At 63.9% G+C, this 11,921-nt stretch carries 12 protein-coding genes; 2 read left to right on the forward strand and 10 right to left on the reverse strand.

All coding sequences use genetic code 11. The features are described from left to right. Nucleotides 1-4 precede the first annotated feature (4 nt). The 8 genes from D0Z70_RS06790 to D0Z70_RS06825 all read right to left on the reverse strand — a co-directional run bounded on the left by D0Z70_RS06790 (nucleotide 5) and on the right by D0Z70_RS06825 (nucleotide 6,390). A complete protein-coding gene (locus D0Z70_RS06790; RefSeq protein ID WP_119744704.1) occupies nucleotides 5-1,534 on the reverse strand; it encodes a M56 family metallopeptidase in 1,530 nt (509 codons plus the stop codon). Then, entirely contained in the window at nucleotides 1,531-1,908 is a 378-nt protein-coding gene (locus tag D0Z70_RS06795; protein ID WP_119744706.1) for a BlaI/MecI/CopY family transcriptional regulator, read from the reverse strand. The genes D0Z70_RS06790 and D0Z70_RS06795 overlap by 4 nt, the downstream gene beginning before the upstream one ends. Nucleotides 1,909-2,445: 537 nt before the next feature. Continuing rightward, nucleotides 2,446-2,778, reverse strand: coding sequence for a Grx4 family monothiol glutaredoxin (gene grxD, locus D0Z70_RS06800; RefSeq protein ID WP_119744708.1), 333 nt, complete (start codon nucleotides 2,776-2,778; stop codon nucleotides 2,446-2,448). A gap of 55 nt (nucleotides 2,779-2,833) precedes the next feature. After that, a complete protein-coding gene (locus D0Z70_RS06805; RefSeq protein WP_006965900.1) occupies nucleotides 2,834-3,067 on the reverse strand; it encodes a BolA/IbaG family iron-sulfur metabolism protein in 234 nt (77 codons plus the stop codon). An 11-nt stretch (nucleotides 3,068-3,078) separates the two neighbouring features. After that, on the reverse strand, nucleotides 3,079-3,402 hold the full coding sequence (locus tag D0Z70_RS06810; protein ID WP_119744710.1) for a DUF1476 domain-containing protein: 324 nt from the start codon (nucleotides 3,400-3,402) through the stop codon (nucleotides 3,079-3,081). Between the two features lie 57 nt (nucleotides 3,403-3,459). Then, complete coding sequence (gene leuD, locus D0Z70_RS06815; RefSeq protein WP_119744712.1) at nucleotides 3,460-4,053, reverse strand: 3-isopropylmalate dehydratase small subunit; 594 nt, start codon at nucleotides 4,051-4,053, stop codon at nucleotides 3,460-3,462. 109 nt (nucleotides 4,054-4,162) lie between these two features. After that, the gene (gene leuC, locus D0Z70_RS06820) at nucleotides 4,163-5,614 is read right to left on the reverse strand and encodes a 3-isopropylmalate dehydratase large subunit (RefSeq protein ID WP_119744714.1); all 1,452 of its coding nucleotides are present in this window, start codon (nucleotides 5,612-5,614) and stop codon (nucleotides 4,163-4,165) included. Between the two features lie 89 nt (nucleotides 5,615-5,703). After that, the gene (locus D0Z70_RS06825) at nucleotides 5,704-6,390 is read right to left on the reverse strand and encodes a glutathione S-transferase family protein (RefSeq protein ID WP_119745175.1); all 687 of its coding nucleotides are present in this window, start codon (nucleotides 6,388-6,390) and stop codon (nucleotides 5,704-5,706) included. A gap of 189 nt (nucleotides 6,391-6,579) precedes the next feature. On the opposite strand from D0Z70_RS06825, the gene D0Z70_RS06830 reads away from it, so the two are divergent. Next, the gene (locus D0Z70_RS06830) at nucleotides 6,580-8,388 is read left to right on the forward strand and encodes a DUF885 domain-containing protein (RefSeq protein WP_119744716.1); all 1,809 of its coding nucleotides are present in this window, start codon (nucleotides 6,580-6,582) and stop codon (nucleotides 8,386-8,388) included. Between the two features lie 207 nt (nucleotides 8,389-8,595). Here the strand turns inward: D0Z70_RS06830 and D0Z70_RS06835 are convergent, their stop codons facing one another. Continuing rightward, entirely contained in the window at nucleotides 8,596-10,191 is a 1,596-nt protein-coding gene (locus D0Z70_RS06835) for an isocitrate lyase (protein ID WP_119744718.1), read from the reverse strand. A 141-nt stretch (nucleotides 10,192-10,332) separates the two neighbouring features. Here D0Z70_RS06835 and D0Z70_RS06840 point away from each other — a divergent pair, with 141 nt between their 5' ends. After that, on the forward strand, nucleotides 10,333-11,721 hold the full coding sequence (locus tag D0Z70_RS06840; protein ID WP_119744720.1) for a helix-turn-helix domain-containing protein: 1,389 nt from the start codon (nucleotides 10,333-10,335) through the stop codon (nucleotides 11,719-11,721). On the opposite strand, the gene D0Z70_RS06845 is transcribed toward D0Z70_RS06840, so the two are convergent. Further along, on the reverse strand, nucleotides 11,718-11,912 hold the full coding sequence (locus D0Z70_RS06845) for a hypothetical protein (RefSeq protein ID WP_119744722.1): 195 nt from the start codon (nucleotides 11,910-11,912) through the stop codon (nucleotides 11,718-11,720). The genes D0Z70_RS06840 and D0Z70_RS06845 overlap by 4 nt on opposite strands. Between the last annotated feature and the right edge of the window lie 9 nt (nucleotides 11,913-11,921).

Below are 11,921 nucleotides of genomic sequence, written 5' to 3' on the forward strand. Positions count from 1 at the left end.
AGGGTCAGTCCCCCTGCCCGTCCATCTTGGCGATTTCATCGTCCAGGTCGCGCAGCGCGTCGGCGCGGATGCGGTCGGTCATATGAGCAGCGCGGGCGATCTGGGCGCGGGCTGCCATCAGCCCGGCGCGGGCAGCGCGATGGGCCTGCGCCTCGATCTGCGCCTCGCAGATGCGGATGCGGATGGTGCGGCGACCATCGCTGTCCACGCTTTCGCGCTTGCTGACGGTCTGGTCGCCCTCACAGCCATTACGGACATCGACACGCGGCACCATGCGGCGGATTTCGGCCTCGGTCGGGATGTGGTGGCGCTCGACCCGGCCATCGGCATGGGTGATGGTGATCGCGTTCTTCTCTTCGCGCACGGTGACAGGCGGCACCGCTGGCATGGGCGGCACTGGCGCGACCGGCGCGATCATGTCGGCGGCCGGGACGATCGGCGCGGTTGGCGCGGGCGGCGGTGCGGCGGCCATTTCGGCGTCGATCCTGGCCGCTGTCGGGACGACGGGCGTTTCCGGCCACTCATCGACGGTCTGTGGCACGGTGGCGGCGGCGGGTTGGGCCACCAGATTGGAAAGCCGTGCAAAGTCTGCGGTTTCGACCGTGTCGCTGATCGCCGCCATCTGCTGCGCGGCGCGGCTGCCCGATGCGGTGAGGGCCAGGCCCGTGGCGGTAACAATGGCGACGGCGGCCATGCCCCAGCTGATCCGCTGGAGCGAAATTTCGTGGCGCGAAAGCATGATGAGCCTCCCCTTCAAGGTTGTGATTCGGGTCAGATGACAGGCGGCGGCGAACTGGCGGCCACCGGCGGCTTTCAGGATGGCGCGGCCATAGACATGGGCCTGATCCTGGCCATAGAGCGCCAGTACGCGGGCGTCGCAGGCGGTTTCCTGATCGGCGCGATAGGCACGGTAGGCGATCCAGGCGATGGGGTTGCACCAGTGGATGGCGAGCAGCGCCAGCGCGACCATGTTCGCCGCCAGATCGCCATGGGCATGATGGGCGCGTTCATGCGCGATCGCCATTTCCTGTTCCAGCGCATCATAGCGCAGGGCGAAATCGGCGGGCAGGACGATGAAGGGCTGGAACACGCCAAAGGCTAGCGGACCGCTGGCGTGCGGGCTGGTGATCAGGCGGATGCGGCCTTCCTCCCCGATGGGCGTCGCGCCGGTCAGCATGTGCCGCCGGAACCGCGCATAGCCCACCGCCTGGATGATCAGGAACGCCAGCATCCCGGCAAACCAGAGGCCGATGCCGACCTCCAGCCAGGGGAAGGCCGTGTCGGTCGCCACCTGTGTCATTGGCGCTACGGTCAGCAGGTCGGGCAGGCCCGCCTGATCGACCGCGACATGCAAGGGTGAAGGGCTGGCGACATCGCCGGGCAGCGCAGGCAGCAGCATCCGGGCAAAAGGCACCGCCCAAAGGCAATAGGCCGCCCCTGCCCCCAGCCAGCGCGCCACCGGTCGGCGCAGCAGCATGACCAGCGCCATCAGCAGCGTCGTGGCAATCAGCGTTTCGACCATCCAGACGCTCATGATTTCAGCCCTTTCAGGATTGCCTCAAGCTCGGCAATATCATCCTCGGTCAACTGGTCCTGGCTGGCCAGTTGCGCGACCAGCGGCGAGACCCGCCCGCCGAACAGCCGATTGACCAACCGCCCCGATTCGCTGGCGACATAATCCTCCCGCGCGACCAGTGGGCGGTAGAGGAAACGACGGCCATCCTGATCGGCGGCGATCACATCCTTGGCCATCAGCCGCGACAGCAATGTCTTGACCGTCTGCGCGCTCCAGTCGCGGGCGTCGGTGACGCGATCGGCCACGTCATTGGCGGTCAGCGGCGACTGTTCCCACAGCGCCTCCATCACCACCAGTTCGGCTTCGCTGATCTTTTCACCCGTCTGCGCCACGCGACTCTCGCCTCTTGTTCAACTACAGATGTAATCGCATTGATTACGATTGTAGTCAATGGGGGAGCAGGCTGACGGACAATGTTGAAAGTCCAATATCCTCCCTTTGCAGGGAATCGTTGCGAAATTGCCTGTACACAGATTTTGACGTCATCCCCGCGCAGGCGGGGATCCATCTCCGAATCTATAAACAAGATGATAAGGTGGGAGATGGATCCCCGCCTTCGCGGGAATGACGGAGCTTTAGATACAGCCGCGTGCAAGGTGCATCGGTTTGAACACCAGACCGTCGGAATTTTTGACAGATGCCGCATCGTCGCACGCGGCATTAACCCTTGTAACTGCGGAATTGCGCGCCCTGCTGCTTCTGGCATGGCGGTTGCGTCTCTTACTCCCGTAACCCACCGTGTAACTACCCTGGGGGTGCTGGCCGATCTCCGTCGGCACCCCCAACCCGGTGGCTCCCCTAAATCCAGCAATAAAAAAGGCGGCCCGATGATCGGACCGCCCTTCATGGCGTGGACAATATGGCTAGTGTCAGCTTGCCGCGGCGACGCCCTGATCGGTCATCAGCTGGTGCAGTTCGCCCGCTTCATACATTTCCATCATGATGTCGCTGCCGCCGACAAATTCGCCCTTCACATAGAGCTGCGGGATGGTCGGCCAGTCGGAAAAGGCCTTGATCCCCTGACGGACGGCCTGGTCCTGCAACACGTCGACCGTGTCATAGGCGACGCCCAGATGCTCCAATATCGCGATGGCGCGGCTGGAAAAGCCGCACTGGGGGAAGAGCGGCGTGCCCTTCATGAACAGCACCACGTCGTTGGCGCCCACGATTTCGGCAATCCGCTGATGCACGGCGTCGGTCATGATCGAAAGTCCATTCCTGTCTGGCGTCACGATGGACGCAAATCTGTGATGCGCGTTAGTTGGGAACCGCGGTGGTCAGTTGCAAGGCGTGCAGCACGCCCCCCATCCGCCCGCCGAGCGCGGCATAGACGGCGCGTTGCTGGGCCACCCGGCTCATTCCGCGGAAACTTTCCGCCACCACCCGCGCGGCATAATGATCGCCGTCGCCCGCCAGATCGGTAATTTCGACATCGGCGTCGGGGATCGCGGCGCGAATCATGTCGGCAATATCATCGGCGGCCATCGGCATCGCAGGCGGCCTTACTGCGCTTCGATGAACATGCGGCGAGCGATCACCGCCTGTTCTTCGAGCGCGGCGCGCACGCCCGGCTCGTCGATGTCGATGCCCGCCGAGGTCATGTCGCCGACCAGCTTGCGGATGACATCTTCATCGCCCGCTTCCTCGAAATCGGCCTGGACCACCGCCTTGGCATAGGAATCGGTTTCTTCCGGCGTCAGTCCCATCTTCACCGCGGCCCATTCGCCCAGCAGCCGGTTGCGGCGCGCCTGGATGCGGAACTGCATTTCCTGATCATGGGCGAACATATTTTCAAAGGCCCGTTCGCGATCGTCGAAAGTCGTCATGCCAAATGCCCTGTCCAAAGCCCGATAGTGCGATAAGAGATAGGAAGAAGCGTGCGTTTACGCAACGGCGGGGATCATCCAGGGGCGATCCTGCGCCACTTTTGCTTCATAGACGCCGATGCCGTCGGCATCGCCCAGCGTCAGGCCGATCTCGTCCAGACCGCCCAGCAGGCAATGTTTGCGGAACGGGTCGATTTCGAAGCTGAAACGATCCTGAAACTGGGTCGTGACGGTCTGCTGTTCCAGATCGACATGGATTTGGTCGGTCTGCGCCACCTCCATCAGCCGGTCGATCGCCTCCTGCGGCAATACGACGGTCAATATGCCATTCTTGAACGCATTGCTGGAGAAGATGTCGGAAAAGCTCGGCGCGATCACGACCCGGATGCCCAGATCGCCCAGCGCCCAGGCGGCATGTTCGCGGCTGGAGCCGCAGCCGAAATTGTCGCCCGCGATCAGGATCGGGCTGTCCGCATAGGCCGGATCGTCAAAGACGTTGCCCGGCTCCTTGCGCAGCACTTCAAACGCGCCCCTGCCCATGCCGTTGCGCGAAATCGTCTTGAGCCAGTGCGACGGGATGATGATGTCGGTGTCGACATTCTTCATCCCGAACGGATAGGCCTTGCCCTCGACCGTGGTCAGCTTGTCCATCAGCGCGCCTGCTTTGCTTCCTTGGCGGGAACATCCTCGGCCCGGCCCAGCGTCGCGGCCATGGCCGCGCTCGCCAGCGCGCCCAGCGTCAGCAGCCAGAAAATCTTTTTCACTGTGCTATCCCCTCTTCTTTTTTCAGCAGTTCGCGCACGTCGGTCAGCCGCCCGGTGATCGCCGCTGCCGCTGCCATCGCGGGCGACACCAGATGGGTGCGCGCGCCCGGTCCCTGACGGCCCATGAAATTGCGGTTGCTGGTCGATGCGCAGCGTTCGCCCGCAGGCACCTTGTCCGGGTTCATGCCAAGGCAGGCGGAACAGCCCGGCTCGCGCCATTCAAAGCCAGCGTCGGTGAAGATCCGGTCCAGCCCTTCGGCTTCGGCCTGCCGCTTGACCAGGCCAGAGCCGGGAACGACCATGGCGTGCTTGATGCCGCTGGCGATGTGCCGTCCATCGAGCAGCGCAGCAGCGGCGCGCAGATCCTCGATCCGGCTGTTGGTGCAGCTGCCGATGAAAATATGTTCGATCGCCACATCGGCCAGTTTCTGCCCGGCGGTCAGCCCCATATAGTCGAGCGACTTTTGCGCCGCCGCCCGCTTGGACGCATCCTCGAAACTTTCCGGGTCCGGCACCACGCCGGTCACCGCGACGACATCTTCGGGACTGGTGCCCCAGGTGACGGTCGGCACGATGTCGGCGGCGTCGATCACCACCGTCTTGTCGAACTGCGCGCCCTCGTCGGTGACCAGCGTGCGCCACCAGGCGACGGCTGCGTCCCAGTCGGCACCCTTTGGCGCCATCGGGCGGTCCTTCAGATAGGCGAAGGTCGTTTCGTCGGGCGCGAACAGACCCGACCGCGCGCCCGCCTCGATCGACATGTTGGCGACGGTCAGGCGACCTTCGATCGACATGTCGCGGAACACAGAGCCGCGATATTCCATGACATAACCGGTGCCGCCCGCCGTGCCGATATGCCCGCAAATCGCCAGCGCGACATCCTTGGGCGTCACGCCGAAACCCAGCTTGCCTTCGACCACGACTTCCATCGTTTTCGATTGCTTGAGCAGCAGGGTCTGGGTCGCCAGCACATGCTCGACTTCGGACGTGCCGATGCCGAAGGCCAGCGCGCCCAGCGCGCCATGCGAACTGGTATGGCTGTCGCCGCATACCAGGGTCGTACCCGGCAGGGTGAAGCCCTGTTCGGGTCCGACGACATGGACGATGCCCTGCTCCACATCTGCGTCGCCGATCAGGCGCACGCCAAATTCCGGCGCGTTCCGTTCCAGCGCGGCCAATTGCTGCGCGCTTTCCGGGTCGGCGATCGGGATGCGATGGCCGTCGGCGTCGCGACGTGGCGTCGTGGGCAGATTATGATCCGGCACCGCCAGCGTCAGGTCCGGGCGGCGCACTTTTCGGCCTGCGAGACGAAGCCCCTCAAACGCCTGTGGCGACGTCACTTCATGGACGAGGTGGCGATCAATATAGATCAGGCAGGTGCCATCCGGGCGGCGCTCGACGACATGCGCGTCCCAGATCTTCTCATAGAGGGTGCGGAGCTTAACCATAGTGGTTTCCCCCTAGACCCGGAATGGTCAGGGGAAAAGGGGGAAGCGGGCAGAAAACTGTTCTTTTGTCCATATGGCGGGCAACAATGTTACACCGCCCGATAATCCGCGATGATCCGTCCTGCTGCACCGATTTCGGCCTCGTGGCTGTCCTCGCGCCATGTCTCGGCCAGAGCGGCAGCTTCCCATGCCTGCATCGCGGGGTGCGCGAGCATATGGTCGACCCATGCCTGCCCCGCCGGGCCGACATCCAGACCATAGGTCCGCACCCGGAACGCGACCGGCGCGTAGAAAGCATCGACGGCGGTGAAGGCCGATCCGGCAAGGAACGGCCCGCCAAAGCAAGTCAGCCCTTCGGCCCAAAGCTCGGCGAGGCGCGCAATGTCCCTGTTCAGCGCGGGCGAGTGCAGATGCGGCTCGACACGCACCCCGACATTCATGGTGCAATCGTTGCGCAGTGTGGAAAAGCCGCTGTGCATTTCCGCCGCCGCGCATTGCGCCCAGGCGCGCGCGGCTTCATTGGTCGGCCAGACGGTGGGATGACGATCGCCCAGATAGAGGGTGATACCCAGCGAATCCCAGATGGTCCGTTCCCCGTCTATCAGGGCAGGCACCTGTCCGGTCGGCGAAAAGCTGCGGAAGGCGGCATAGTTGGTCGCCTGCGTGAAGGGTTCGATCCGGTCGACGAACGGGATGCCCAATGCGGTCATCAGCACCCAGGGGCGCAGCGACCAGCTGCTATAATTGCGGTTCGCGGTGATGAGGGTGTAGGTCATGGGCGTGTCTCCCTGATGCAGGCTGGTCGCGGCATTATCGTATCGATAAATGCCGGTATAGCCGCAACCGGCAATGCGAAACATAAGGCTGGCTTATCCCTAGCCAAGCTCCTGGAAGGGCGGCACAAGGGGGCATCATGGGCGTTACACCCCTATCGCCCCACGCCTGAACAGACGGAGTCCCCTGTCGTGAATCGACGCCAATTTCTCGCCACCAGCGGCGCGACCGCGCTGACCGCTGCTGCCACCCCCGCCTTTGCCCAGCCCGCGGCCGCCGATGCCCGGTTGCGCGCCATGCTCGACGGCTTTTTCTACGAACGGCTGGCGGATTCGCCCGAACAGGCCACCCGACTTGGCCTCGACACGGGCGAGCGCGCCGCGTTGCGCGGCAAGCTGAGCGACACGTCCGCCGCCGGGGTCGCGCGTGACCTCGCCCGCAGCAAGGCGCAGGCACAGCAGCTGGCCAGCATCGACCGCAAGGCACTGAGCAACGCATCGAAGCTCGATTATGACGTGGTCAGCTATCAGCTTGATCGGTCGATCGGCGGCGAACGCTTTGGCTATGGCGAAACGGCGGGCCGTTACGCGCCCTATGTGCTGAGCCAGCTGACCGGCAGCTATCGCGAGACGCCCGATTTCCTCGATTCGCAGCATCGGGTGAAGGACGCGGCTGACGCCGACGCCTATCTCGCCCGGCTCGAAGCCTTCCCTGCGTCGATGGACGGCGAATTGGCGAGGCAGAAGGCCGACGCGGCCAAGGGCGTATTTGCGCCCGACTATATTCTCGACACGACGCTCAAGATGCAGGCGTCGCTGCGCGATCAGGCCGCCGCGCAGACGGTGCTTGTCGCGTCCTTCGCCAGGAAGCTTGCCGCTGCTGGCCTGCCGCCCGAACGTGCGGCGCAGGCCGAAAGGATCGTCACGGACAGGATATTCCCTGCGCTCGATCGCCAGCGCGCGCTGGTTCAGCAGTTGAGGGCCAAGGCGACGCATGACGCGGGCGTGTGGCGTCTGCCGGACGGCGAAGCCTTTTACGCGGCCGCTGCCGAAGCGGCGACCACCACCGCGCTGACCGGCGATGAAATCCATCAGATCGGGCTGGATCAGGTGGCGGAGATCAGTGCGCGGATCGACACGATCCTGAAGGGCGAAGGGATGAGCCAAGGGAGCGTGGGCGACCGCCTTGTCGCGCTCAACCAGCGCCCGGACCAGCTTTTCCCGAACACCGATCCGGGTCGCGAGGCGCTGCTGGCGCAACTCAATGTCCAGATCATCGCTATGCAGAAGCGGCTGGGCGAAGCGTTCAATACCGTGCCCAAGGCCCCGGTCGAGGTCCGCCGCGTGCCCGTGACGATCCAGGCGGGCGCGCCGGGCGGCTATTATCAGAATGCCTCGCTCGATGGATCGCGACCGGCCATCTATTATATCAACCTGCGCGACACGTTCGACCGGCCCAAATTTGGCCTTGCAACACTGACCCATCATGAGGCGGTGCCGGGTCATCATCTGCAAGTGTCGGTCGCTTTGGAATCGGACGCCATTCCGATGATCCGGCGGCGCGGCGGCTATAGTGGCTATAGCGAAGGCTGGGCGCTCTATTCCGAGCAGCTGGCGGACGAAATGGGCATGTTCGACGGCGATCCTCTGGGGCAGGTCGGTTATCTCCAGTCGCTGCTGTTCCGCGCGACGCGGCTGGTCGTGGACTCCGGTATGCACGTCAAACGCTGGAGCCGGGAAAAGGCGACCGACTATCTGATCGCCACCACCGGCATCGCGCGCGGGCGCAGCCAGGGCGAGATCGACCGCTATACCGTCTGGCCGGGACAGGCGTGCAGCTACAAGATCGGTCATACCGTGTGGAACGACCTGCGCGCGGAGGTGAAGAAGAAGCAGGGCGCAGAGTTCGACATCAAGGCGTTTCATGACGTGCTGACATTGGGCGCAATGCCGCTCGACATATTGAAGCAGACGGTGCGACAGCGGGCGGGGATTGTTTGACGCTAAGAAGCGATTGAATGCAGCGTGTTCCCGCGAAGGCGGGAATCCAGTTCAGACGGCGGGACGAGGTTCCCGCCTGCGCGGGAACACCAACACCTTCTAAAATCGACAAAAAAACGACCCGGCGGTGCGCCGCCGGGTCGTCAAGTCCTTCCACCCAAATCGCGGGACATCTGCACGTCCCGCGAACTGGCTCTTGAGCAGCCTTTAGGCTGCGAACTGATTCATCGTATTGTGGGCGCCACCGGCCTTGAGCGCGGCTTCACCGGCGAAATAATCCTTGTGATCGTCGCCGATATCGCTGCCGCTCATATTCTGGTGCTTCACGCAGGCGATGCCTTGACGGATTTCCTTGCGCTGGACGCCCTCGACATAGCCCAGCATCCCTTCTGCGCCGAAATAGGTCTTGGCCAGATTGTCGGTGCTGAGCGCCGCCGTGTGATAGGTCGGCAGGGTGATGAGGTGATGGAAAATCCCCGCCCGCGCCGCTGCATCCTTCTGGAAAGTGCGGATCTTGTCGTCTGCTTCCCGGCCCAGATCGGTGTCGTCATAATCGACGCTCATCAGGCGCGCGCGGTCATAGGCGCTGACATCCTTGCCTGCCTCGACCCATGCGTCATAGACCTGCTGGCGGAAATTCAGCGTCCAGTTGAAGCTGGGCGAGTTGTTATAGACCAGCTTGGCGTTGGGGATGACCTCACGGATACGGTCGACCATCGACGCGATCTGCTCGATATGCGGCTTTTCCGTCTCGATCCACAGCAGGTCCGCGCCATTTTGCAGCGAGGTGATGCAGTCGAGGACGCAGCGGTCCGCGCCGGTGCCTTCGCGGAACTGGAACAGGTTGCTGGGCAGGCGCTTGGGGCGCAGCAGCTTGCCGTCGCGGTTCAGGATGACATCGCCATTCTTCGCCGTCGCGGGGTCGATCTCCTCGCAATCGAGGAAGCTGTTATACTGGTCGCCAATGTCGCCCGGTTCCTTGCTGACCGCGATCTGCTTGGTGAGGCCCGCGCCCAGCGAGTCGGTGCGGGTGACGATGATGCCGTCGTCAACGCCCAGTTCGAGGAAGGCGTAGCGGCAGGCACGGACCTTCGCGAGGAAATCCTCATGCGGCACGGTGACCTTGCCATCCTGATGCCCGCACTGCTTTTCGTCGCTGACCTGATTTTCGATCTGGAGCGCGCAGGCGCCCGCCTCGATCATCTTCCTGGCGAGCAGATAGGTCGCCTCGGCATTGCCGAAGCCCGCGTCGATGTCCGCGATGATGGGGACGACATGGGTTTCATAATTGTCGATCGCGTGGGTCAGGCGCTGGGCCTCGACCGCGTTGCCGGTCTCGCGCGCCTTGTCGAGATCGCGGAACAGCAGGCCGAGTTCGCGGGCGTCCGCCTGCTTGAGGAAGGTGTAGAGTTCCTCGATCAGCGCGGGAACGCTGGTCTTTTCGTGCATCGACTGGTCGGGCAGCGGGCCGAAGTCGGAGCGGAGCGCGGCGACCATCCAGCCGGACAGGTAGAGATACTTCTGCTTGGTCGTGCCGAAATGCTTTTTGATCGCGATCATCTTCTGCTGACCGATGAAGCCGTGCCAGCAACCCAGCGACTGGGTGTAATTGGCCGGGTCGAGATCATAGGCGGCCATGTCGCGGCGCATGATGCCAGCGGTGTATTTGGCGATGTCGAGACCGGTGTTGAAGCGGTTTTGCAGCTTCATGCGGGCGACGGATTCGGCGTTGATGCCGTCCCAGGTGCCGGGATGGCTGCCGATGAGTTGCTGCGCCTTCGCGATAGTGTCCTGGTAGGTCATGGCCGGTCCTTGCGTGGGAAGTGAGCTGTTGCGGCCCGCCTAATCCCTCCTGTTGCAGTGCGGCAGTCCTCCTGAAGTTCAGTTGTCGATCTTTACAAATTTATGCTGTAAAGTTGTAAAGAATGCACAGGAGTCGGCCCGATGCGCAAGGATAGTCCGGTTTATATGGGGCCACGGTTGCGGCGGTTGCGCCGTGACCTTGGCCTGACGCAAGCCGATATGGCCGCCGACCTCGACATTTCAGCCTCCTATGTCGCGCTGCTCGAACGCAACCAGCGGCCGCTGACGGCCGACATGCTGCTCCGGCTGGCGCGCACCTACAAGCTCGACATGGCGGAGGTGGCGGGCGATGGCGGCACCGAACAGACCGCCCGGCTGCACGCCGTGCTCAAAGACCCGATGTTTGCCGATCTGGACCTGCCCGCACTCGCCACCGGGGACGTTGCAGTCAATTATCCGGGCATTACCGAAGCGCTGCTACGGCTCTACACCAGCTATCGGGAGGAGCATCTGGCGCTCGCCGATCAGGGCGTGACACACGACGATGCGCCCGATCCGGTCGCAGAATCGCGCCGCTTTCTGGCTGCCCGCCGTAACAGCTTTCCGCTGCTGGACGATGCCGCGGAGAAGCTGGCGGCGGAGGCGGAGGCAGAGGGCGGGCTGACCGGCTGGCTGCGCGCACGCCATAATCTGCGCGTCCGCCGCCTGCCCTCCGATGTCATGGCCGGGTCGCTGCGCCGCTATGACCGGCATCGGGATGCGGTGCTGCTCGACGACACGCTCGATACGGCCAGTTCGCAATTCCAGCTGGCGCTCCAGATCGCCTATCTGGAGATGCGCAAGAGTTTCGATGCGATCCTGAAGGACGGCCAGTTTGCGGGGGAAAGCGGGCGCCGCCTCGCCCGGCGGGCGCTGGCAAGCTATGGGGCCGCGGCGATATTGATGCCCTATACCGCTTTCGCCAAGGCGGTGGAGACGCGGCGTTATGATGTCGAGGCGCTGGCGCGGCAGTTCGGCACCAGTTTCGAGCAGACTGCGCATCGGCTGACGACATTGCAGAAACCGGGGCAGGAACGGGTGCCCTTCTTCTTCCTGCGCGTCGATCCGGCGGGCAACGTGTCCAAGCGGCTCGACGGGGCGGGCTTCCCCTTTGCCCGTCATGGCGGCTCCTGCCCGCTCTGGTCGGTGCATCGGGTGTTCGAGACACCACGGGAGGTCGTCACCCAATGGCTGGAGCTACCCGATGGCCAGCGTTTCTTCTCGATCGCGCGCACTGTGACGGCGGGCGGTGGCGGCTGGGGGGCACCCAGGGTGGAGCGGGCGATTGCGCTCTGTTGCGCCGCCGATCACGCCCATCGGCTGATCTATACGCAGGGCCAGCCGACGCCGGAGCCGACCCCCATTGGGGTCACCTGCCGCCTTTGCCACCGGCCCCAGTGCCTCGCCCGGTCCGCGCCGCCGATCGGGCGGGAGATGCTGCCCGACGATTTTCGCCGGACACGCGCGCCCTTCGGCTTTGCTGACGGTTAGCTCTCGATCAGGTCGAGATAGGCCACCACATCATTGTCCGTCGCCAGATAGAGGCCGTCCTGGGTTTCCTGCGTCTGCTGCTCGGCCACGCGCAGCGCTTCGCTCAAGGGGCCGTACATCAGGGTCGTCGCGCCGCCATCGTCGCCCAGATAATAGAGGCGGACGGTGGCGCTGTCATAGGTGGTTCGCATGATAACCGC

Origin of the sequence: Sphingobium terrigena (assembly GCF_003591655.1) — a bacterium.
In the GTDB taxonomy this organism is placed as follows: Bacteria; Pseudomonadota; Alphaproteobacteria; order Sphingomonadales; family Sphingomonadaceae; genus Sphingobium; species Sphingobium terrigena.

Bases quoted from the DNA above. Each gene is read 5' to 3' on its own strand.
- D0Z70_RS06790 (WP_119744704.1), bottom strand. From the start codon at position 1,534: ATGAGCGTCTGGATGGTCGAAACGCTGATTGCCACGACGCTGCTGATG.
- grxD (WP_119744708.1), bottom strand. From the start codon at position 2,778: ATGACCGACGCCGTGCATCAGCGGATTGCCGAAATCGTGGGCGCCAAC.
- D0Z70_RS06805 (WP_006965900.1), bottom strand. From the start codon at position 3,067: ATGCCGATGGCCGCCGATGATATTGCCGACATGATTCGCGCCGCGATC.
- D0Z70_RS06810 (WP_119744710.1), bottom strand. From the start codon at position 3,402: ATGACGACTTTCGACGATCGCGAACGGGCCTTTGAAAATATGTTCGCC.
- leuD (WP_119744712.1), bottom strand. From the start codon at position 4,053: ATGGACAAGCTGACCACGGTCGAGGGCAAGGCCTATCCGTTCGGGATG.
- leuC (WP_119744714.1), bottom strand. From the start codon at position 5,614: ATGGTTAAGCTCCGCACCCTCTATGAGAAGATCTGGGACGCGCATGTC.
- D0Z70_RS06825 (WP_119745175.1), bottom strand. From the start codon at position 6,390: ATGACCTACACCCTCATCACCGCGAACCGCAATTATAGCAGCTGGTCG.
- D0Z70_RS06835 (WP_119744718.1), bottom strand. From the start codon at position 10,191: ATGACCTACCAGGACACTATCGCGAAGGCGCAGCAACTCATCGGCAGC.
- D0Z70_RS06840 (WP_119744720.1), top strand. From the start codon at position 10,333: ATGCGCAAGGATAGTCCGGTTTATATGGGGCCACGGTTGCGGCGGTTG.
- D0Z70_RS06845 (WP_119744722.1), bottom strand. From the start codon at position 11,912: ATGCGAACCACCTATGACAGCGCCACCGTCCGCCTCTATTATCTGGGC.